Genomic DNA, 21057 nt, shown 5'->3' with positions numbered 1-21057 from the left:
GCAGGGCCGGCTCCGAGGGTGCCGACGGTAGGAGCTTCAAGACGGTCTGCACGTCCCGCTGAAGGTGGGCCGGGAAGGCAGCCGCCAGTGACGGCCCGGTAGGGGTCCTCGGCGCTGGGCTTTGCACGGTCGGACCGTACAGCCTTCCAGCCCTCGGGACTGGCCCACAGCGGGATGGCCCTTCCCCGGGAGGTAAAGCCGCGACCGGCCGATGTCAACCGGCCTACCGGGCACCAGCGGGCGCGACGGCGATCGACTCCTTGACCCCCAGGCAACCAACACGAGACGTTTACCTGCGCCTTCGGTTGCGAGCAGGTCATCGCGGGCGTGGTCGAGGTGTTCGGCTGCGGCGGGAAACTTCGCCTCGATCGTGGTCACGACCCGGTCGAACTGGGCGCGGACGGCGTCGGCGTCGGGCTGGTCGAAGATCGTGCGCACCAGAGTGGCAATCCACGGCTGGGCCGACTTGGGCACCTTCGTGAGCAGGTTGCGCAGGTAGTGGGTGCGGCAGCGCTGCCATGCCGCGCCGGGCAGAGCGGCGCCGATCGCGGCGACCAGGCCGCGGTGAGCATCGGAGATGACCAGTTGAACGCCGGACAGGCCACGGGCGGTCAGCGACCGTAGAAACGCCAGCCATCCGGCGCCGTCCTCGTCGGAGGCGACGTCCAGGCCAAGGACTTCACGTTGTCCGTCGGCGTTGACGCCGACAGCGACCAAGGCGTGGACGTTGACCGTTCGCCCGTGCTCGCGGACCTTCATCGTCAGGGCGTCCATCCACACGAAGGTGTAGTGGGCGGCATCGAGGGGCCGGTTGCGAAACGCCTCGACCTGCACGTCTAGGTGCGCGGCCATCTCTGACACCTGCGACTTGGACAGCTGCCGGACGCCAAGCTGCTCGACCAGTTTCTCCACTCGACGAGTCGAGACGCCGAGCAGATAGGAGGTTGCCACCACCGAGACGAGAGCTTGTTCGGCTCGCCGGCGGTGCGTCAGCAGCCAGTCCGGGAAGTAGCTGCCCTGCCGCAGTTTCGGCACCGCCAGGTCGATCGTCCCGGCACGGGTGTCCCACTCCCGCACCCGGTATCCGTTGCGGGAGTTGACCCGCTCATCGCTGCGCTGCCCGTAACCGGCGCCGCAGATCGCGTCGGCTTCGGCGGACATCACCGCTTGCGCGAACGTCTTGATCATCGCCTGCAACACGTCCGGCGACGCGCCCTCGATCTGCTCGCGCAGCAGGTCAACAGGGTTCACACTCTCTGATGCGGCCATCGCGTTCTCTCTTCCTTCTCTGACTTGGTCGTCTTGAAGGATCGACGCGATGGCCGTCTCTCATCTACGCAACACGCCCATCACGGGCAAGTCGTACACCACTTCCGTGGACGCAACCCGGCTCTGCCACCGGTCCGCCGACATTCTGCCCTCGACACGGTCAGCTTGGGAATCGCGTTGATTAGCACTCTGGGTAGTTGTGCGGGCCAGCAGACAGGCACGAAGCGTTCAGATCGACGCCGTAGAGGTGCCGGTGCTCGCTGGTGTTGACCGCTACATCGGGCACGCATCGGGCACGCCGACCGCTTCGGTGCGAGCTGGTCTCGACGCGAAGTCTCCGGGTACGGTCACGCCCGTGGACCTTCGATCTCGGCGAGCTGCCAGCAAGCGTGTACTTGGAACCATGGCAATAGCCGCTGGCCTCCTGGCCTCCTTGCTCACCATGGCGAGCGACTCCGGGCAGGCCGAAACGCATGTCATTGCGGGCCTTCTTGTCCTGACGGGGATCGGGCTGCGCATTGAGGCTGCGATCATTGACACTCGGGGTTAGTCCCGGCAGCTCCGCTGCGCGAAGTGGCCCTAATCGGGAGGAAGCAGGTCTACTTCCGAGTTAGGAAGCTTGACCCGGCGCGTCAGGTATGCCGAGACGATGGGCCGGAACTGACCGCTTCGGTGTGAAGGAACCACCAGCCGACTTTGAGCTGGGGCCAGCCGCAGGGCTGAGCAGTCCGAACCGTCCACCGCAGTCCACGGACGTCCGGCCTTGCCCGCGCCCGTCGTCACCCAGCCCGAGTGTCAGACGTTGAAGCGGAACTTAGATGGCCGCTCCCGTGACCTGTACCGGCCTGCTCGGCGTGCTGGTCCCGCCGCGTCTTGGGCTCACGTCATTGCTGACTGGTTGCCGACGTTTCACGCTGTCTTGTGCCCCGTGTGTGCCCCAAGCCCGAGGAGCGGCACTTCCTCCAACGGTGGAAACCAGCCGAGACCATGGCCCCGCCGATCGCGCCGAGTATCGCTTCGTTGAAGGGCCCCGGCTGCTCGACGAATCCCATGGCGACCAAGAGTCCGGCCCCTGCCGTCACCACGCCCGCAGCCAGCAACGCAACGCAGAGAAGTAGGCGGGCATGCACCCCGTCAGTAAAGCAGGCCATCACTACGTCGTCTGCGAGGCAAGGGTGTCGCTGGACGACGCGGTACGCCGAGCACACTCCTTCCGCGACCAGCCACGTAGACCTTCCGGCCAGCAAATCCAGCAGCCTTAGCTACTCCACGCACAACCTTCAGCACGTGGTCGGTGTACCAGCTCTTGATGCCGTCCACGGTGACGACGTCGTATCTGAATAGACCTGAGGTTGACTCGGACGATAGGTGGCGCTCAAGGATGACATGCTGCGACTTTTCTACGGAGTATGCACCACGGTTAGGCACAACGACATATATGTCGGTCGAGACGAAAATGGCGGGAAAGGCAATTGTGATGACGCGTTCCATCTGCGCGTCATCTTTGTAGACGCCCGCGGGTGTCGCTAACTCGCGCAAGTGAGTGACGGCCTTAGCTAGCGGATATGTCAATTCGCTATAGACATCGCTTGAATGAGTCTCCCAGCCGCCGGATTTCTTGTTGAGCTTGACCAATTGCACAGCTCGGGGGTGCGGAGCGTAACGTAGTCGATGGTACTCGGCAGGGAATTTTTCGAAGGGAAGCGTCGGTCCGTTCTCGCGGCTTAGCTCCAACTTGGCTGCGAGGGTTACCGTTAGCTCCTTCCAGCGGTTCTCAATGAAGTCCATTGGATCCAAGGCAGCCTTGCTCCATTTTTTGGTTAGGGCAACCCAGGGCCATTGATAGTTCTTGCATTCTCCGAGAATGACCCACCTTATCGTGAGGCGCTTACCGGTACTGTCGTCATAGAGAGTTTCATATTCTTCTTTGAAGATGTCGACCTCTCGACTTACACCAGTATCCTGATCCTTGAATGCCCAGCCAGTGGAAACACCTGGGCTGAGCAAATCTGCAACCTTCTGCTCAAAGATGTAGCCGGTGCGCTGCAAGGCGGCAAGAATCTGTTCTTCAGTCGGAACCGGAAGCTCATCTGACATCCACCGATGTTCACACACCTCGCTGCCTGAATCCATCCCGATGCTCCTATGGAGGTCAAGGGGCGAGGGCGGCGAAGTCGGCGCGTAGGGCGGTGTAGACGTCGCGGACGATGTAGCGCTTGAGGCAGCGCAGGATCTCCTGCTTGCTGAGGCCTTCGGTGATGCGGCGGTGGACGTATGTCTGTGTCTGCTGGTCGTAGCGCATGCGGCAGAGGGCGATGGTGTGTAGGGCGTGGTTGGCGCCGCGGTCGCCTCCTCGGTGGAGGCGGTGGCGGCGTACCCGTCCGGAGCTGGCGGGGATGGGTGCGGCGCCGCAGAGGTGGGCGAGGGCGGCTTCGGAGTGCAGCCGGTCGGGGTTGTCGCCGGCGGTGGTGAGTAGCTGGGCGGCGACGTCCGGGCCGACGCCGAACAAGGCCGATGTGCGGGGCGCCGTTTTCCGGACGATGGGTGCCACCTGCCGGTCGAGGGCGGTGATCTCCTCGGTGAGGGCGGTGACCCGGCGGGCGAGCCCGACCAGGGCTGCCGCGGTGGCGTGTTCCGGCTCGTGGAGTCTGGCCGGGTCGTAGGTCAGCGCAGCGCACCGGCTGACCAGCACGGCAGCGCTGACCCTGGTCAGGTGGGCTCGCAGGGCCTCGGGGGCGGCGGCGACCAGGCCGCGCATCTGATTCAAGGCCGCGGTGCGGGCCTTGACCGCTCCTCGACGGGCGACCCGTAGGGCGCGGATCGCCTCGACCGGCCCAGTGCGGGCCTTCGGCGTGCCCATCGCGGTGCCAGCAAGGGTCGCCCGGGCGGCGGCGAACGCGTCGATCGGATCGGACTTGCCCTGTGCGCGGCGGGCGCGGCGGTCCGGCCGGTCTACTTCCGTGACGACGATCTTTTTGCTCGTCAAGTAGCGGGCGAGGCCGGCCCCGTAGCTGCCGGTGCCCTCCACGCCCACGGCAGTCACCCGTCCGAAGGAGCGCATCCAGGCCAGCAGATCCGCGTAGCCGACGGTGGTCGCGGGGAACTCGGCGTCGGCCAGGAGCCCGCCAGTGCTGTCGATGACAGCGGCGTGGTGGGTGTCGCGGTGGGTGTCAACACCACCGATGAGAGATCGCTTCTTGGCTGCCATGCTGGTGAGGTCCGCCTTCTCGGTCACGTCGAGAACACGTGGACACGTCACCGGTCAGGCGATGCGGACAACACAGTGGTGGGCGCCTCTCGCACAGGCTCCTATCAGGTCACGACGCTTGACCGGTGACATGCAGCTGCCGGGGCCACCGGGCCGGCCGACGAATCGGGATGAGGACAGCAATCGTCGGTCTGCCGGTGAGTCAGACCAGCCCGGCGACCCACCCCACCATCCTCACTGTGTGCCGTCGACCCGCCCTGTTGGGGAGCGGGTCGCCGCCCGGCCCGCCATGTCAAGCGGACCTTGACGGCTCGTACGGACGCTGGCGGGTTGGGCGGTGGTCTGCTCGGCTCGCCCGGGTCGGTGGCAGGCGGGATGGCCTACCGCAACCACCCACGGACCGCGACCAGCCGACGGAGCCCCGGCCATCCTGGAGCCGGAGCGCCCCCGCCGGAGGCGCAGTAGCCGCAACGCCGCGACCGCCGCCAGCTCGCCGACGCGGCCGGCGTCCGCTCCCCTACGCCGCGCGGGCTCGTGGCCGCGCGGCCCGGCCGGCTGCCGGCCCACCACCACCCGGTCAACGCTGCTGTCGTGCTGCCGGCGGCCCACCGGGCTCCCCGCTCTCCGCGCCAGCCGCCGGGCGTGTTGCGTGGCCGGAGTCGGAGCGCCAGCGGAGCGACGGACGCGCGCCCAGGCGGCGACGCGTGCGGCCCGTTGCGGGCTGCCTTGAAGACGTACAGAAACTTTGAACCACATCGCCGGCAGACACGCCGGCAGCCCGCGGCAGCCCGAGCCGGCGGTGTCCTCCGTCGACTGATGCGCGACACGCGTCCGCCAGCTGATCTGCGACACCAGCGCGCTGATCGCTGCAAGAGCGGGTGCTTCGAGTCGACTCGATCCCGGCCGTCTCGCGGCTGTCCTCGCAGGGCGGTGAGGCAGAATCGTGAGCCGTGCCGACCTACCCCGATCCTGTTGTCCTCTATCCGGAGGTTGCTGTCGAGGGCAGCCTTGCGGCGGCGCTGCGAGCCGTCGCCGTCCGGCAAGGGTTGTCCATCCCCGTGCCGGCTACGGCGTCCAATTCGTTGCATGGCGCTGTCGTTCCGACCACCGTCCCGCACCGTGAGGAGTTGGAGGTGTCCGCCAGCTACGTGGAGCGACGGTGGTTTATTCGCGGTTGCGAGCGCGATCAAGGTCTGGCCCTGATCGAAGGAGACACGGTGGATCTCGCTCAGGTGGCGCGAGCCGCGCAGGCGTGGCATGACGGAGTGCCCCTGACCGAGATCCCCCAGGCTGCGTCGTTCGTGAAACTGACTGGACGGTTCGAGGTCCCCGACCGCAATCCGGCAGGGCTGGTCGAATCGGAGTGGCGGCACCTGCGTACGGAGGCAGCGGAGGTGAACTGGCCCGAGTACCACGCGCTCATCGAGGCCGCGTACGCCGAGCCAAGGCTACGGCAGCTCTACCCCTTCACCAGCCATTGGTCTCTGCGGTTCTCCACCAGCACCCGGCCCAGCCTCTCCCGCGATGTCCTGGTGTGCTTGCATGCCGGGCGAGGCAAGGACTACACCGTCACGATGGGCTACATGGGACAAGAGCTCGGCGAGACCGCTACAGCGGAGGAGGCCGTGTCATTGGCTGCGCGCAACCTGCCCGTCGATCTCGGTCCGGTGAGGTACGGCGCAGCCGAACCGAGCTAGCAGTTCTCCGCCAGGCCATCCGTTCGTCGGCATGCCAGGACGTCGCGTCGGTGGCCATCCTGTCGCCCCTAGTTCGCTGGATCAGCCGCACGTCACCTGGCAGAGATGCGTCGCACAACAGTTGTCGGATCACACGCCGGCAGCCGGTGGCCCTTGCTGGTGGATTGGCTGCTCAGGCTGCGTAGACGGCGGTGGCGTCGTCGCTGCGCTTGTTGCGTACCCACTTCATGCAGGACGGATCGGCAGCCTCGATGGCCCGGACTCGGCTGCGTTAGTCAGGTTCCCGGCCAACACCGCGACATACCGGTCGACATCTCCCGACACCTCAGCGAGCTGCTCGCGCAGGTCAGGCACCGCGAACGGGCCGGTCCACGACTCCGGGTCGGCCACACGTGCCCGCTCGGCGACCAGCCGCTCCACCTCCGCGCTCCCCCGCTCTCCCAGCGCGGGAGCGAAGTCGGCCAGTCGGACGCGGGGCCAGCCGGGACCGTCGCACTCCAGCTTCACCAGCCAGCCGGCCAGGCTGAGCGGGTTCGGCAGTGCCGCCACGCATGCCTTCGCGTACAGGTCCATGAGCTCCTGCAGGTCGTCTCCGATGGCTCCGGAGGAGTCGTCCAGGTACATCAGGGCCCGCGTGATGCGGTCGACGGCCTTGCGCAACACCAGCACCGCGAGATCCGCACGACCCTCGGCGACCAACCGATCACACTCCTCGGCGACCTGGCGGGCGGTCTGCGAGTACTCCCGTCGACCCCGGTAGGGATCCCGCCGGCGATCCCAGCGCAGCCGGTCCACCAACACCGTCAGTTCGTCACCGGTCACCTCTTGTGGCTGCGTCCGCGAGAAATCGCGACCGCCCGCGCAAGTCGATTCGCTGGCCCGCAGCCGGCCCGCCTGGGGAGTAGTTGCTGACGGCCCTCGAGGCGCCTTCGGCCGCGGCGGCATGACGGGCTGTGGCGCTGAGGGGGCGGTCTCGCCGAGGAGTGGTTTGTCGGTCCCAGGTTATGACCTGCGTCAGAATGTGAACGAGGTGTCCGGGTCCAGGCCAGGTCGAAGGCGGCAAGACATGATGCATGGAGATGAAGGGGGGCGGAGCGCACGAGAGGTTCACCCGCCCGCGTTCGTGGGGCGGGATCGGGAACTTGCATCGGTGGCCGACGCGGTGAGCACTGGGGCGGGATTGGTGTTGGTCGAAGGCGAGGCGGGCATCGGTAAGTCGCGGCTTGTACGCGAATGCCTGGCCCTGCCGGCGCTCCGGGACGTCGTGACGGCGACCGCCAATTGCCCGCCGCTGCCAGAGCCGTTCTCCTGGGGCCCGCTGGTTGAGGCGGTGCGCAGGTTGCGACCCAATCTCAATGGCGTCGAGGTGAGTCCATTGGCCGGTGCGCTACGGCCCCTGTTTCCGGAGTGGGCGGCGGAGCTGCCGCCGGCGCTGGAGCCCCTGAGCGACACGAAGGCGGTTCGTCACCGGGTGTGCCGAGCCCTGTCCGAGCTATTGGCCGCGCTCCGAGTTGAGGTGCTGGTGGTGGAGGACGCTCACTGGGCAGATGCGCCGACGTTGGAGTTCCTGCTCATGCTGTCCACGTCGGGTTCGGCTGCAGGAGCTCGGCCGCTGTCACTGGTCGTGACCTATCGTCCCGACGACGTGCCGGACGGGTCGTCATTGCTGCGGCTGACGGCACTCCGGCCGCAGGTACGGGTCGTACTGGGGCCCTTGGATGTCGAGCAGACGGAGCAGTTGGTCGTGTCGATGTTCGGCACCGAAGTGTCAACGGAGTTCTTGTCATTTCTGCACGAACGCACCGAAGGTCTGCCGCTGGCTGTCGAGGAAAGCGTTCGGCTGCTTGCTGACAGGCGGCACGTTGCCCGGCCTGGTGCCAAGTGGAACCGCCGCGCGGTGGAGGATCTGGAGGTTCCGCCCACCGTTCGTGACCTGGTTCTGGAGCGTGTCGATCGTCTCGACAAGGTTGTACGCCAGGTGTTGGAGGCGGCAGCCGTCGTCGCGGGACCGTCGTCCCAGGACCTGCTCGTCACGGTCGCGGGGCTGGAGTTCAGTGCTGGACGTTTTGGTGTGGCGGGGGCGCTGCGATGTGGGTTGCTGCACGAGACGGTGCCCGGCTCGCTGGCCTTTCGTCATGTGTTGGCTGCCAAGGCGATCGCGGACGCTGTCCCGGCCTCCGAACGCCGTCTGTTGCACCATCGCGCCGCCGTTTCGCTGGAGGGATCTGAGCATCCGCCCCCGATACGGCTCAGCCGGCACTTCCGCGAGGCTGGTGAACTTGATCGGTGGAGTCAGTACGCTGAGGCGGCTGCCCAGGCTGCCCTGGAGTCCGGCGATGAACACACCGCCGTCAAATTGCTGAACGACCTTCTCACGATCACCGACCATCCTTCCGATCAGCGAGGCCGGCTTGCCCGGCGGCTGGGCGAAGCGATCGTTCACCGCTCGGCGTCACTGGGTGAGCTGGAGACCGCCGTACGCGACACCCTCCGCAAGATTGTGATCAAGGCGGATCTGCCCGAGGCCGAGCGCGGTGAGATCCGCCTGTTGCTCGGGTGGCTGCTCTACCAGCTCGGGGAGTTCGATGCCGGCAACGTGGAGTTCGAGGCTGCCGTCGGTGCACTCGACGACCGGCCGGCAAGTGCCGCCCAGGCGATGCTGTTCCTTGCGTCGCCGGAGTCTCCGGAATCATGGTCGGCGTCGCAGCATTTGCAGTGGTTGGACCGGGCGACTGCCCTGATCCCTCGCGTCGAATCGGAACTGGTACGCCGCCAACTGCAGATCGACCGAACGATCAAGCTGCTCGCGCTCGGGCAGGAAGCCGGCTGGCAGGCCGTCGCCGAGATTCCGGACTCGGCACCGACACCGATCGAACAGCACCACATCGTGCGGGGACGGATCAACGCCGCGCAACATGCGATGGACCTGGGCTTCTACGACGATGCTCGGGGACACCTCGCGGCCGTGGAGGCTGTCGCACCGGCCATCGGTTACCAACGTGCGGTGGACTTCACGCAGTTCACCGATGTCCTCCTGGACTGGTTCACCGGCGCGTGGGCGGGTCTGGCCGAACGGATTCATCAGGTGATCGATTCTGACGAGACCCATCCTCTGATTCGTCTGGAAGCGGGCGCCGTCCTGGGCTATCTAGACCTCGCCTCCGGCAGCCGTGAATCAGCCGCACACGACCTGCAAAAGGTCATGACCGAGATCGCAGCGACGCGTTCGATGGACCTCCTGACGGGGTTCGCGACTGCTGCCTCGGGGCGGCTGTGGCTAGCCGACGGTGCGGCCGACCAGGTGCTGGAGCTGACGGATCCAATCATGGACGCGATCGGCATCAAGGACATCTGGGTCCAGGCGACAGAGGTCGCTCCTGTCCATCTCGAGGCGCTGATCGCGGCTGGACGAGTCGATGACGCGGCGATGCTGGTGCGTCGTTTCACAGTCGGCCTGCACGGACGAACCGCGCCTGTGCCGCAGGCGGCGCTGGCAACCTGCTGCGCGCTGCTGGTCGAGGCACAGGACGCCCCCGAGTTGGCCGCTGAGGCGTTTGCCCACGCCGCGGCAGCATGGGCGGCGATGCCGCGGCCGTACGACGAACTGCTCGCCCTTGAGCGGCAGGGTCGCTGCCTTCTCGCAGCCAACACCCCGGAACAGGGCCTTGCCGTACTGGGCCGGGCGCAGGAACGGCTTGTCGAGCTCGGGGCGCAATGGGACGCCGACCGAGTCGCTCGACTGCTGCGGCAGCACGGTGTCGAGGTCGCACGGACATGGCGTCGGGGCCGCCACGGCTACGGCGATGGGCTCTCGCCTCGTGAGCTGGCTGTCCTGCGAATCGTTGCGCGCGGACTGACCAACCGGCAGGCAGCTGAGGCGCTGTTCATCTCATCCAAAACCGTCGCTCACCATCTCAGTCGCGCCATGCGAAAGCTCGGCGTCTCGTCTCGCACGGCCTTGGCTCGGGTCGCGGCCGACGCTGGACTGCTTGACGACTCCACACCGCACGCAAAGTAGCCGGCGTAAACGCTGTGTAGCGAGCCGCCAAACAATAGGTCAGTTGCCTAGTCGCGATATCGGGCAGGACGAGCCCACGATGAGGGCGCAGCAGCGCCTCCTCGCCTGCTGCACCCGTTTTATGGATCGAGAAACGAGGCTCGTATGCACGCCGTACTCCGCGTTCGTCCCGGCGGCCGCTCCCGCCGCAGACGGTGCCTGGCCTTGTTGGCAGCCCCTCTGGTGGCCCTGCCGCTCATCGTCAGCGCGGCGGGGACGTCCGGGGCCTTGGCCTCACCGGTCGACGTCGGATCTCATCGGCTCGCCGGACCGGCGACAGGCCAGGCTCCGACCTCGCCGACAGCCAAGGGTCACCAGGTCGAAGTCACGCTGATCACCGGCGACACGATCCGCTGGGACACGGCGGCCGCCGATCAGGCCCGGGTCGTCAACATCGACCCGGCTCCGCGTGACGACGGCCGCGCGGTGCAGTTCTTCTCCCAAGGTACGTCGAAGGACTTCTACGTCTACCCGAGCGATGTCGCGGCGTACCTCAGCGCAGGCAAGCTTGACCGCGACCTGTTCAACATTCCCGAGCTCGTCCAGGACGGCCTCACGGACAGCTCCAGCGCCACGCTGCCGGTGATCGTGACCTTCGACGACCGCTCACCGGGCTCAGCAAAGTCCAAAGAACAACTGGCCAAGGACAAGGCCCAACTGGCCAAGGAGGCTGACTCTCTCCCCGCGACCACGCACCCGGTGCCGGTACGAACGCTGAACGGCGCGGGTGTGAAGATCGGCCGAGGTCAGGCCCGCCACTTCTGGGGAGCCATCGACGGCGACGGAACCGGCTCGGGTCAACTGGGTGGGGGTGTCAAGCAGGTCATGCTTGACCGGCCAGTGCACGCCGAGCTGGACAAGAGCGTGCCTCAGATCGGTGCGCCGCAGGTCTGGGACGCCGGTTACACCGGGAAGGGTGTCACGGTCGCGGTCCTCGACACCGGCATCGACAGCGGACACCCGGACCTGGCCGGAAAGGTGACCGCCGAGACGAACTTCACCGACTCGGACTCGGCCACCGACCACGTCGGGCACGGCACCCACGTGGCATCCACGATCGCCGGCTCCGGCGCCGCCTCCGATGGCAAGTACAAAGGGGTCGCGCCGGACGCGCACCTGATGAACGGCAAGATCCTCGGCGACTACGGCGTCGGCTACGACTCGTGGATCATCGCCGGTATGGAATGGGCCGCGAGCAACGGCGCCGACGTCGTCAACATGTCGGTGGGTGCCTGCTGCGGAGCCGACGGCACGGACCCCCTGGCCCAGGCCGTCAACCAGTTGACCGCGCAGTACGACACGCTGTTCGTCATCGCGGCCGGTAACAGCGGCGAGGGTGGGATTGGTACGCCGGGCGTCGCCGACGCGGCGCTAACCGTGGGCGCGGTCGACAAGGCCGACCAGTTGGCCGACTTCTCTTCGCGAGGGCCTCGGCCCAACGACTTCGCCGTCAAGCCCAACGTCACCGGCCCGGGCGTCGCCATCACCGCTGCCCGAGCGGCCGGCACCACCCTCGGCAGCCCCGTCAACGACTACTACACGACCGCGGATGGTACGTCCATGGCGACGCCCCACGTGGCCGGCGCCGCAGCGCTCCTGGCCCAGGCCCGCCCAGGCTTGCACGCATCCGCGTTGAAGAACGCCCTGGCCTCGACCGCCATCGACGGCGGCTACAGCTGGCGAGAGCAAGGCACCGGCCGGGTCGACGTCGCCCGCGCCGTCAAAGAGGGCGTGTACGCGTCCGCTGCGCTGGACTTCGGCAGTCTCGACACTGCGCAGACGCCGGTCGAGCGGGAGCTGACCTACACCAACCAGACCAACTCCCCGGTGACATTGAACCTCGACTCCGCGCTCGAGGATCGGCAGGGCAAGCCTGTCGCGAACCTGACCCTTTCTGCCGCCACGGTGACCGTACCCGCCGGCGGTGAAGCCACGGTCACCGCGTCCATCGACCGGGCCGACTACCCGCTCGGCATCTTCGGTGGCGCCATCACGGCCAGTGGTGGCGGAGTTCAACTGCGCACCGCCGTCGGCTTCGGTCAGTTCGGCGCCAAGGACGTCACCATCAAGGTGACCGACTTCGCGGGGAAGCCCTATGACCCGCCCACCGGGGTGTTGCTCATCCAAGACACCTACAACCACGACAATCCCCTCGGGTTCCAGGCCTACGGCCTCGGCACCGAGAACGGGGTCGCCACCGCCAAGGTGCCGACCGGCACCTACACCCTGATGGCCAACGTCGGCGACGTCGACCCCTCGACCGGGATCTTCAGCCGCGTCAGCCTCCTCATGAAGGCCGACGTCACCATCGACGCCGACGCGACATTCACACTGGACGCCGCAACGACGGTCCCCGTGAACCAACCGGCAGTTCCACGCGACGTCGCGGTGCGCAGCCACGTCGGATCCCTGATCCACCAGAGTCCGAATGGATCGAGTTACGAATCCACCTGGGCGGATTTCGCTGCATCGGGCAAGGCATTGCCGGTCTTCGTGTCACCCTCGCGGTCGGCAGCGGTGGGCACCGTCTCACTGTCCGACTACTGGCTGCTTGCCCAACCGAAGCCACTCAAGGCAATGCCGAACTATCCCGACTACTACACCGATGCGCCGGCCTACAGCTATCACCTCGCGTTCGGCTATCCCAACGGAATCCCGGCCAGGATCCAGCACAAGGTGAAACGGGGTGATCTGGTGGAGGCGCCTGCCCGCTACCACGCCGAGAACCCGGATGCGGTGATCGCCGTGAGTGAACTGGCCATGCCATCCCATGTCGGCCAGGGCTATTTCTACTACCCGTACATGATGATCCGGCCAGGTGACGTCACCCAGTACTACCTCGCCGACAGCCAGTGGCACTGGCTGCGAAACATCACCATGTGGACCCACCCCGAGCAGGTGCAAAGCAATCCGACCTTCAGGATGAGCTCTGGTGACCGGTTCATGGACTCCCAGGCCGGCACCCGCCGTGACTTGGAGAACTGGTTCGACGCACCCCTGCACGTGGGCACCGTCGAAGTTGCCGACAACTTCCTGGATTACTACCAGAAGAACACGTATGACGTGGGTCGATCCGCGACGTACGCCCGCGGCGGAGCCGATGGCAACGAATTCGTGCCCGCGACGGAACTCATGGACAACAGCCCCGGCCACTCCACGAGCGACGGCATCGGCGGCAACTGGTCCGAAGAGTGGCGCGGCGGAGGATGGGCCTCGTGGCAGATGTGGAACGCCAAGACGGGCACCACGTTGGCGCCGGACCACAAATACTCATCGGACTGGCCGGTGTTCCACCTCTCCGCCGCACCAACCACCTACCGACTCCAACAGGACGAAACCTACCCCAGCTTCGCGGATGGCTTGTTCGGCACCAGACCGAAGTCGACAACGGTGTGGACATTCAGCTCCAAGGCGTCGAACGCACAGGTTCCAGCCGGCTACAACTGCGCTCGACTCGGCGGAGGCAACCCGCTGACCGACCCGAGCGCTGACCTGACCTGCCAGTTCCAGCCACTGATCCAACTGCGCTACGAACTCGGCCTGGACATCCACAATCGCGCACCGTCAGGTCGGCAGCACCACTTCACTATCGAGGCCGGTTCTCACTCAGGCGCAGCCGGTCGCGCGCCGGTGAAGCAGCTGACCGTCGACTACTCCACCGATGGTGGCCACACCTGGCTGAAGGGCACCGTTGCCGGCAATCCCAAGGATCGCGCAGGCAACCAGCAATTCTCCGTCAGAGTAAAACTGCCGCGGCTGAGCAGCACTGACGGATCGGTATGGCTGCGGGTCAAAGCCGAAGACGCGAACGGCGGGACGGTCACCCAAACCATCCAACGCGCGTACCTACTCAAGTAACCCGATCAGGGGCCGGCCGCGGAAACCTCAACCGATTCCGCGGCCGGCCACCGAACCAGCCCAGTCCTCAACCGTACGCACCCCTGCCGAGCCGCCCACGCATCGCGGACGGATCAGAGGCACACGACGGCCGAGACAACTGGGGAGACGTTCAACGACCCGACGCGGTGCGCGCTCATACCGATGAGCGCGCACCTGATCTTTATTCCGTGGCCGGGTTCTGGCGCTGGCGGCGCTCGGCGAGTTGCTTCAGGTTCAGCAACTGCCGTCGAGCCATGACCAGGTCGCCGACGGACAGCCCGAGGGCGGCCCAGCGGGGCCCCTGCATGACGACCTTGAGCAGCAAGCGCGTCGTGTCGTGCTCCTGGGGCACAAGGACGTAGGACATGAAGGCACCCATGATGGTGCCCGTCAACTGTTCGTCGGGGTCGACCGAGACGATCCTGCCCACCTTCCGTCCGCCAGTAGCGGTAAATGCTTCTCCGACTTGAGGCTCGGGTAGGCCCACCAACTCTCGAGGTGAGCGGTGGCCGAGGTTGTCGATCCAGTCATAGGAGTACGGCGCAAGCCTCACTTGGGCTACCCACGGCCACACCGCTGCGGCGGGCGCCTCGACCCGCACCCCCCGCCACGCCTGTAGCGCGGGAGAGGTGACGAAGGCGTCGCACGGATAGGAACGCAGTGTCTCGCTGTTAGTCACGCCCCACCGGTCACCCATCATGCGTCCATCGTCCATCGCATCGGCGAATCCCGGGCATCCGGTTCTGCCGCCGACCGTGCGCGCCTGCTGGCGGTGACCTGTCACGCTCGGTGGTCGGCCCGCGTGCCGGGCGACGTCCTGAACAAGTAGCCGAGATGAGTGCGCCGCAGTGGGAGCGGGCTGCACATCGTCGCTATGGTGGGTGTCGTGGAGACACTGGGCCGACTTGCCGGAGTCACGGTCGACTGCCGGGATCCGCAGCGACTGGCTGACTTCTGGTCCGTGGTGCTTGGAGGACGCGTGACGGAGTCTCTTCCCGGCTGGCGGCGCGTCACTGTCGCCGGGGGCGGCCCGGTGCTGACATTCCAGCCGGTCCCGGAGCCCAAGGCCGGCAAGACGCGACTACACCTCGACATCGCCGTTACCGACGTTGACGAAGCGGTCGATCGGATCGGGATGTTGGGCGGGCGGTGGACAGGTGAACGGCATGACTACCAAGAGGGCGCAGTCCTCGTCATGACCGACCCGGAGGACAACGAGTTCTGCGTCGTGCAGTACTACCGGGTGTGATCTGGTTAGGCTTTCGACCGAGCATCCGAGACCTGCTGATGGCGTCGTACGCACCGTCGTCGTTGCACACTGATCACAAGCGGCCGCGAGAGCGTGGAGCCGTCGACACACTCTTCTGCCGCTCTGGGCGGACTGGCGTTTATCGCTGCTGGTGACGCACGGTGATGTATGACTACCTCTCCTACTCCCGCTTCCAGCGTCGTACCGACCAATCAGCTCGTAATGCGTGCCGCGGCGTCCACCGCCTCTGACGGACGCAAGCGAACACCTCCCCGCGAACCACAGACGGCTCGCTAACAGCCCCCAGAGGGGCCTGGCGCACGCGCCAGGCCCCTCTGGGGGCTGCCTTGACCTCGATCCGGAGCTTTGGGATTGTCCGTCACCGTCGCGCCGGACAGGCCGGTACAGGAACGCACCTGCTGCGCAGCGCCCAACACCACGACGACGGGTCGCAGGTCGTCTCGCGCAGCGTTGCGAGGCCACGCTCGACCAGCCGGCGACCGTCGATAACGACCAGCGCCTTCGGCATCCCGTACCGGTGCCCCGCGCTGCCCGCCAGCAGGAGCCGAGCGGCCCGGAATTCGCTCACGTCACCGAGCTTCCCGCGGGCACCGCCCTACTGCCCCATGCGGTCCAACATGGGCGCGAGCCTTAGGACCTCGCATTTCATCTTCTCGCCTGCTTCTTCCAAAGAAACTCGCTCCCTTGAAATAAGAATCGCCCCAGCAGCGGGTATCCCCCTCAAGTCCAGGGCAATATAGAGGCCAGCAGTTTCATCGATAGGATCGAAGAATGGGTCGAAAATGAACCATTCCATCCGCTCGTGCGAAGCAGGGTCCATCAGGGAAAAGTACCGAACCATGCCCTTTCTCTCTGAGACATGGCCGGAGTACGTCAGACGCGTGCTAACGAAATCCTTGTCGGTGGGGTCGTATTCTCGAATGGACAGCCTGTCAATCAGCGGCGAGTACGAGACCCTCATCCTTCGCTCAACTATTCGGCCAGTCCCACTGGTACTGCTCTTGTAGGACCACCACAGACCCAGGTACTTTCTCCTCCCCGGCATGCGCGTGTACTTGATGAAGATGTATCCCTGGCGCGCCACCAACGGGGCCAAGCCGATTAGAAAGCCGGCCAACACCTCCGGCCAGTTTACTGCTCCCACGAACCCTCCATCGAGACGACGGAACGCTATGTGTGCACGACACAAGGTAGCGATGCGCGGCAACAAGTCACGACCGGGCGGCCGGCACCGTGCGGCAGCCGACCGAAGATCTCGCCCTTGAACCCGCCCTTGCGGCAGCAGGACAACTCGGTTACAAGCTCAGTGCGGGTCGTCCGGCGTCGTCCGTCCGCGCTCGCGACCTCGGACGGCTGTGCGCACGCTTCCATCAAGGGCGTCCTCGGTTGGGCCAGCTGCTGTCACCACTGCTGTCGATCAGTCCAAAGCCCTGCGAGTCTGGCTGGAACAGCGGGATGTGGATTATGTGGTCGCGACCCGACGCAACGACGACATGATCACCACCACGATGGGTCGGGCCCGCATGAACGACCTGATCGCCGCCCTCCCCGCCCAGGCGTGGTACCGGTTTCCGCCGGCGCCGGCGCCCACGGGCCCCGTGAGTACTGGTGGGCGCGGATGCCGGTGCGTATCTGCCGGCAGCCCGGTCGCGGGCACTGGCTGCTGGCCCGGCGCAGCATCACCACCGGGGAGATCGCCTACTACGTTTGCTAGGGGCCCCGCCACACCCGCCTGGTCGACCTCGTCCTGATCGCAGGCAATTCTGGTTTCTCTTGCACCCACCTTCTAGCCGGAACCGGTGGTTGGCTCGCCAACCTGCCGAACGACGACCGGTCCGGAGCCGTGGCTGCTCGTCGCTCTAGCACAGGACTGTGAGCGCGAGAACGGCAACGCCAGCCACCAGCAGGCGGATCGACCACGCCATCTGGGTCAACTTGCGGATCGCGATGAGGTTAGCCGCCCATATGTGTCCGGCGACAGCTCAGGAACATCCTCGTCGTGTGTCACGCTGCCGTCCAGCATCCGCCGTCATCCTAAACTGCGGTCGATGTCACCATGCAGCAGGTAAACGGCCAAGTTAGTCGCTGGCATCGAGGGCCATGGCGCGGTCGATGATGCGTTGCGCGCCGGCATTCGCATAGGCGATCACCTGCGCATCCGGCAGGTTCGGGCCGCTGAAGTCCGCGAGAATGTGGGCGTAGCGCTCATCGGAGGAAACGAAGACGCCGGCGAGCACCTTCGCGTTGATCATCTGCGAGCACGAGCGTGCCACCTTGTACTGGGCTGCGCTCGGGTAAGGGACCGCTTCGCCATAGCAGGGCCCGTCCGTCGCCTTGTTGCGTAGGGCGGCTTCATCGCCAACTTCGCTGACATCCAGCGCGACCTTGCCCGTGTACAACTGGTCCGCGGACCGGAAGTCGAACTCGCAGCCGACCAATGCCCTGCTCACCTCGCGGTTCGGCTCGGCGCGCGTCAGCGCCCACGAGCCGTCCACGGCATTCGGCAGCGCCTTGACCAAGTCCCCGCAGGAGGGAACGACCTCGCCATCGCCCAGCGGCCCCCACCGCCACAGTCCCAACACACCGACACCGAGCAGGACGACACCAACCAAGCCAGCCAGCGGCTTCCCGCTCGTCCGCACGTTTACCATTATGGCCGCCGTTCACCACGAAGAGTTTCGATATCAGGTCGCGGCGGTTGCGGGCTCGCCACTGCCAGCCGGGCGACTGCCCACACCTGCCGGGCCACCTGGTCCGGACTGCACCGGCGCAGCATCCCGTGCCGAATGGCAACTTTCAGGTCTCCGTCGTGGTCCCGAATGACCGTCACCCAACCGTTGGTGGAGACGCCTTCGGCCTTGATCCAAGCCACGTCCTCGAAATAGCGCTCCAACTTGCCCACGGCGTGCTCCTAATCGGTGGCTTCCAACGTCATCGCCCGATCGGTGATGCGTTGCGCGCTGCTGTTCGCGTACGCGGCGACCTGCTCGACCGGAGAACCAGGGCTGCTGAAGTCCGCGAGGACGTGGGCGTAGCGCTTCTCGGAAGCCAGGAAGACACCGGCAAAGACCTTGTCGTTGATCTTCTCCGAGCAGGAACGCGCCACCTCGTACCGCGCCGCGCTCGGGTTCGGAACCTCCTCGCCGCTGCAGGGGCCGGTCGTGGCCGTGCTGCGGAGGAAAGCCTTGTCATTGCTCTCGATGAGGCTCAGCACAGCCCTGCCTCGGTACGACTTATCAGCAGACGTGAAGTCGAGATCGCAGCGGACCCGCGACCTGTCGGCCTCGCGCTTCGGCTCCGTCCGCGTCAGGGTCCACGACCCCTCCACGACGCTCGGTAGGACTCCAGCCAACTCGCCGCAGGAGGGAACGACCTCGTCGTCGCCGAACGGCCCCCACCGCCACGCGCCGAGCAGCCCGACGGCCACGACGACGACGCCGGCTAGGAAAGCCAGCTTCTTCCTCATCATCCGACCGCTCACCAACCAGACCGCTGCTCGTGCAGGGGAGGCTCCACGTCGCGTGCCTGCGGTTGCAGTGCCGCCAACGCGACCCTGGCCGCGGCCCGCACCTGCCGGGCCAGCGAGTCATCCGTATGGCGGTGCAGGCCGTCGACCTCAACCGCAATGTCACCCCGACGCGACGCGGCGATGCGAACAGACCGGTCCGGCGAGTAGACATCCACATCGGGGTCGAGAGGCTCTACGTCGGGATTTAAGGGCTTTCGCGACCCGGGGATCATCGGACCGGTCCTTTCGGGGCGACCGTGCGAACCGCCACCATCTGGTCGTGAGAGCGCCCGATGGGCGCGCCCGCCCGTCGCAGCGCCACCATGGCGGTGACCCTATCAACGGGTGTCACCGGCTCGCCGCCCTCAGTGATCACCGCGGATCGATGTGCCAGGGCCGCCTCAGGCAGTGTCAGCTCTACGTGACGTCTACCAGCCCCGATCCGATCAACGCGGCTGCTGCGGGTAGCCACCAGAAGAAACCTCATCGAGCAGTTCGTGCTGCGCACCTGCCCCGGCAACGGCCTCTCGGCCGCGGCGGCGGCGGTTCCAGATCAGAAAGATCGTCAGCGCCAGCAGGACCATCAGCACCAGACCGATGCCGGCGACGATGACGACGATCTGCTGGTCGGTTGGACCGCCCTGATCGCCGTACTTGGTCACGTCGAAGTTGTCGTCCTCGGCTGCTTGGGCAGTGCCTCCGGCCGGGGCCGCTGGCCCGAGCAATGGGTTCACGGAGACCATCGGCACGTCCGCCGTCAACGCTGCCACCGGGTCGAGCCGACCGAAACCGTACTGCGGATCCCGGCCCGCCGGTCCGGCGTCCCGCGCGGTTCGGATGATCCTGTTGATCACGTTCGCCGCATTCAGATTCGGATACTTCGACCGGATCAGTGCCGCGATACCGGAGACGATGGCGGCGGAATCGGAGGTCCCGTCACCCCACCCATAACCCTGCTCCGCCCCGATGTTGAAAATGCCATCGCCAGGGGCGGACACCACCGCCTCCGGCCCCTGGACGGAACCAGACCAGAAGGCTCCGCCACGGGTCGTGCCCGTTACGGCAACGACGCCGGGAACGTTGGCCGGTGAGATGACAGCGCTATCGCCCATGGCGGTGTTGCCAGCAGAGGCGACCACGACAACATCCCGCTCGATGGCGTACGCGATGGCTTGCTCCTCCTCCGGAGAGACGGCGCCCGGTCGCCCGACGGACAGGTTGATCACCGTTGCACCGCCGTCGACCGCCATCCGGATGCCCTGGGCCTGCGCCCGGTCGCTGGACGGACCCTTGCCCTTCTTGATCTTGATGGGCAGGATCCAGGCGCCCGGGGCGATCCCGTCCACACCGTCGGCCGCGGCGTTCGTCGCTGCGATGATGCCGGCCATGTGAGTGCCATGGCCGTCCTCGTCGGCGCGGCCGTCGCCGACCGCGCCATAGCTTCGACCACCAGGAAGGACTTGCCCCCGGATGTCCGGGTGGGTGGCGTCGACGCCGGTGTCCACCACCGCGACGATCACCCCACGCCCGGTGGAAAGCTTGCGCGCCTGATCGATGCGGAGTTCGTCCAGGTACCACTGCTCGGCCCGCTGAGGTGCGGCGACGACGGGCTGGGCGGCGGCACCCGTCAGGAGCACGGCCAGCAGACCGGCCGCGACAGGCCGGAGCACGCCGACGATCACGCTCATCGGTCCGTCCTCATCGCAGAATGCCCGGGGACCCGGTGTCATCGGTGCGCCACGGGTCGTCGTCCTCAGTCAACCACGACGACTCGGGACCGGTTTCGTCGTGCTCGGCGCCACCGCCGTTTCCAGCGGCACCGCCGATCAGCCCGCCGGCCCTGCCCCGCGAGCCGCCCGCGCCGCCGACGCCGTCGCGACCGGCCCCGGTCGGCCGGATTCGAACCGACGACCCCTTGTTACCAACAGTAACCGAACCAAGCTTGCCATTGCTTGACGAAAGTGGTCGCTGAGCTGCGAAGACACCGCCAGACGCTCATCACTCCTTGTCACCCTTCGTCAACGATTGGGCGGGGTCTTCGGGGGGGTGTCCCTATGGGTTTGGTCAAGCGGGGACGGGTGCCTGATCTGTCGGTCGTGGTTGGTAGGGGATCTTGTCGCGGAGCATGGCGTATAGGACGTCGCAGCGGCGGCGGGCGAGGCAGATGAG

At 66.4% G+C, this 21057-nt stretch carries 15 protein-coding genes and 2 pseudogenes; 5 read left to right on the top strand and 12 right to left on the bottom strand.

The window, feature by feature from the left end; all coding sequences use genetic code 11:
* Positions 1 to 261 precede the first annotated feature (261 nt).
* From ACLQ28_RS26140 to ACLQ28_RS26130, 3 genes and pseudogenes are all read right to left on the bottom strand, one after another.
* Positions 262 to 1269, bottom strand: a pseudogene (locus ACLQ28_RS26140) (IS256 family transposase); the annotation flags it as partial.
* Between the two features lie 1134 nt (positions 1270 to 2403).
* Positions 2404 to 3366: a hypothetical protein gene (locus ACLQ28_RS26135; protein ID WP_425688916.1), complete on the bottom strand. Its 963-nt coding sequence runs from the start codon at positions 3364 to 3366 to the stop codon at positions 2404 to 2406.
* Between the two features lie 55 nt (positions 3367 to 3421).
* Entirely contained in the window at positions 3422 to 4477 is a 1056-nt protein-coding gene (locus tag ACLQ28_RS26130; RefSeq protein WP_425689012.1) for an IS110 family transposase, read from the bottom strand.
* A 950-nt stretch (positions 4478 to 5427) separates the two neighbouring features.
* Here ACLQ28_RS26130 and ACLQ28_RS26125 point away from each other — a divergent pair.
* Positions 5428 to 6174 (top strand): DUF6193 family natural product biosynthesis protein, encoded by a 747-nt coding sequence (locus tag ACLQ28_RS26125; protein ID WP_425688915.1) that lies wholly within the window; start codon positions 5428 to 5430, stop codon positions 6172 to 6174.
* A gap of 225 nt (positions 6175 to 6399) precedes the next feature.
* Here ACLQ28_RS26125 and ACLQ28_RS26120 read toward each other — a convergent pair whose 3' ends face one another.
* A complete protein-coding gene (locus tag ACLQ28_RS26120; protein WP_425688914.1) occupies positions 6400 to 6996 on the bottom strand; it encodes a hypothetical protein in 597 nt (198 codons plus the stop codon).
* A 121-nt stretch (positions 6997 to 7117) separates the two neighbouring features.
* Between ACLQ28_RS26120 and ACLQ28_RS26115 the strand changes: the two genes are divergently transcribed.
* Both ACLQ28_RS26115 and ACLQ28_RS26110 read left to right on the top strand, forming a co-directional pair.
* The gene (locus tag ACLQ28_RS26115) at positions 7118 to 10192 is read left to right on the top strand and encodes an ATP-binding protein (RefSeq protein WP_425688913.1); all 3075 of its coding nucleotides are present in this window, start codon (positions 7118 to 7120) and stop codon (positions 10190 to 10192) included.
* A gap of 204 nt (positions 10193 to 10396) precedes the next feature.
* A complete protein-coding gene (locus tag ACLQ28_RS26110; protein WP_425688912.1) occupies positions 10397 to 14089 on the top strand; it encodes a S8 family serine peptidase in 3693 nt (1230 codons plus the stop codon).
* Positions 14090 to 14291: 202 nt separating this feature from the next.
* On the opposite strand, the gene ACLQ28_RS26105 is transcribed toward ACLQ28_RS26110, so the two are convergent.
* The gene (locus ACLQ28_RS26105) at positions 14292 to 14810 is read right to left on the bottom strand and encodes a polyketide cyclase (protein ID WP_425688911.1); all 519 of its coding nucleotides are present in this window, start codon (positions 14808 to 14810) and stop codon (positions 14292 to 14294) included.
* A 174-nt stretch (positions 14811 to 14984) separates the two neighbouring features.
* Between ACLQ28_RS26105 and ACLQ28_RS26100 the strand changes: the two genes are divergently transcribed.
* Entirely contained in the window at positions 14985 to 15359 is a 375-nt protein-coding gene (locus ACLQ28_RS26100) for a VOC family protein (RefSeq protein WP_110565188.1), read from the top strand.
* Between the two features lie 379 nt (positions 15360 to 15738).
* On the opposite strand, the gene ACLQ28_RS26095 is transcribed toward ACLQ28_RS26100, so the two are convergent.
* Both ACLQ28_RS26095 and ACLQ28_RS26090 read right to left on the bottom strand, forming a co-directional pair.
* Positions 15739 to 15948: an NTP transferase domain-containing protein gene (locus ACLQ28_RS26095; protein WP_425688910.1), complete on the bottom strand. Its 210-nt coding sequence runs from the start codon at positions 15946 to 15948 to the stop codon at positions 15739 to 15741.
* A 27-nt stretch (positions 15949 to 15975) separates the two neighbouring features.
* Entirely contained in the window at positions 15976 to 16524 is a 549-nt protein-coding gene (locus ACLQ28_RS26090; RefSeq protein WP_425688909.1) for a hypothetical protein, read from the bottom strand.
* A 265-nt stretch (positions 16525 to 16789) separates the two neighbouring features.
* On the opposite strand from ACLQ28_RS26090, the pseudogene ACLQ28_RS26085 reads away from it, so the two are divergent.
* Positions 16790 to 17091, top strand: a pseudogene (locus ACLQ28_RS26085) (IS701 family transposase); the annotation flags it as partial.
* Positions 17092 to 17458: 367 nt separating this feature from the next.
* On the opposite strand, the gene ACLQ28_RS26080 reads toward ACLQ28_RS26085, so the two are convergent.
* The 5 genes from ACLQ28_RS26080 to mycP all read right to left on the bottom strand — a co-directional run bounded on the left by ACLQ28_RS26080 (position 17459) and on the right by mycP (position 20576).
* Complete coding sequence (locus ACLQ28_RS26080; protein ID WP_425688908.1) at positions 17459 to 18022, bottom strand: hypothetical protein; 564 nt, start codon at positions 18020 to 18022, stop codon at positions 17459 to 17461.
* Positions 18023 to 18030: 8 nt separating this feature from the next.
* Positions 18031 to 18282 (bottom strand): hypothetical protein, encoded by a 252-nt coding sequence (locus ACLQ28_RS26075; protein ID WP_425688907.1) that lies wholly within the window; start codon positions 18280 to 18282, stop codon positions 18031 to 18033.
* A gap of 9 nt (positions 18283 to 18291) precedes the next feature.
* Positions 18292 to 18846 (bottom strand): hypothetical protein, encoded by a 555-nt coding sequence (locus tag ACLQ28_RS26070; RefSeq protein ID WP_425688906.1) that lies wholly within the window; start codon positions 18844 to 18846, stop codon positions 18292 to 18294.
* A gap of 11 nt (positions 18847 to 18857) precedes the next feature.
* Entirely contained in the window at positions 18858 to 19064 is a 207-nt protein-coding gene (locus tag ACLQ28_RS26065) for a hypothetical protein (protein ID WP_425688905.1), read from the bottom strand.
* 270 nt (positions 19065 to 19334) lie between these two features.
* Positions 19335 to 20576: a type VII secretion-associated serine protease mycosin gene (mycP, locus tag ACLQ28_RS26060; RefSeq protein WP_425688904.1), complete on the bottom strand. Its 1242-nt coding sequence runs from the start codon at positions 20574 to 20576 to the stop codon at positions 19335 to 19337.
* Positions 20577 to 21057: the final 481 nt, after the last annotated feature.

Source organism: Micromonospora sp. DT201 (genome assembly GCF_049841575.1).
Taxonomy (GTDB): Bacteria; Actinomycetota; Actinomycetes; order Mycobacteriales; family Micromonosporaceae; genus Micromonospora.
The sequence above is the reverse complement of the archived record's forward strand: the minus strand, read 5'-3'. Positions and strand labels throughout refer to the sequence as shown.

Coding starts and splice junctions, on each gene's coding strand:
- ACLQ28_RS26135 (WP_425688916.1), bottom strand. CDS start 3,366: ATGTCAGATGAGCTTCCGGTTCCGACTGAAGAACAGATTCTTGCCGCC.
- ACLQ28_RS26130 (WP_425689012.1), bottom strand. CDS start 4,477: ATGGCAGCCAAGAAGCGATCTCTCATCGGTGGTGTTGACACCCACCGC.
- ACLQ28_RS26115 (WP_425688913.1), top strand. CDS start 7,118: ATGACGGGCTGTGGCGCTGAGGGGGCGGTCTCGCCGAGGAGTGGTTTG.
- ACLQ28_RS26105 (WP_425688911.1), bottom strand. CDS start 14,810: ATGATGGGTGACCGGTGGGGCGTGACTAACAGCGAGACACTGCGTTCC.
- ACLQ28_RS26100 (WP_110565188.1), top strand. CDS start 14,985: ATGGTGGGTGTCGTGGAGACACTGGGCCGACTTGCCGGAGTCACGGTC.
- ACLQ28_RS26070 (WP_425688906.1), bottom strand. CDS start 18,846: ATGAGGAAGAAGCTGGCTTTCCTAGCCGGCGTCGTCGTCGTGGCCGTC.
- mycP (WP_425688904.1), bottom strand. CDS start 20,576: ATGAGCGTGATCGTCGGCGTGCTCCGGCCTGTCGCGGCCGGTCTGCTG.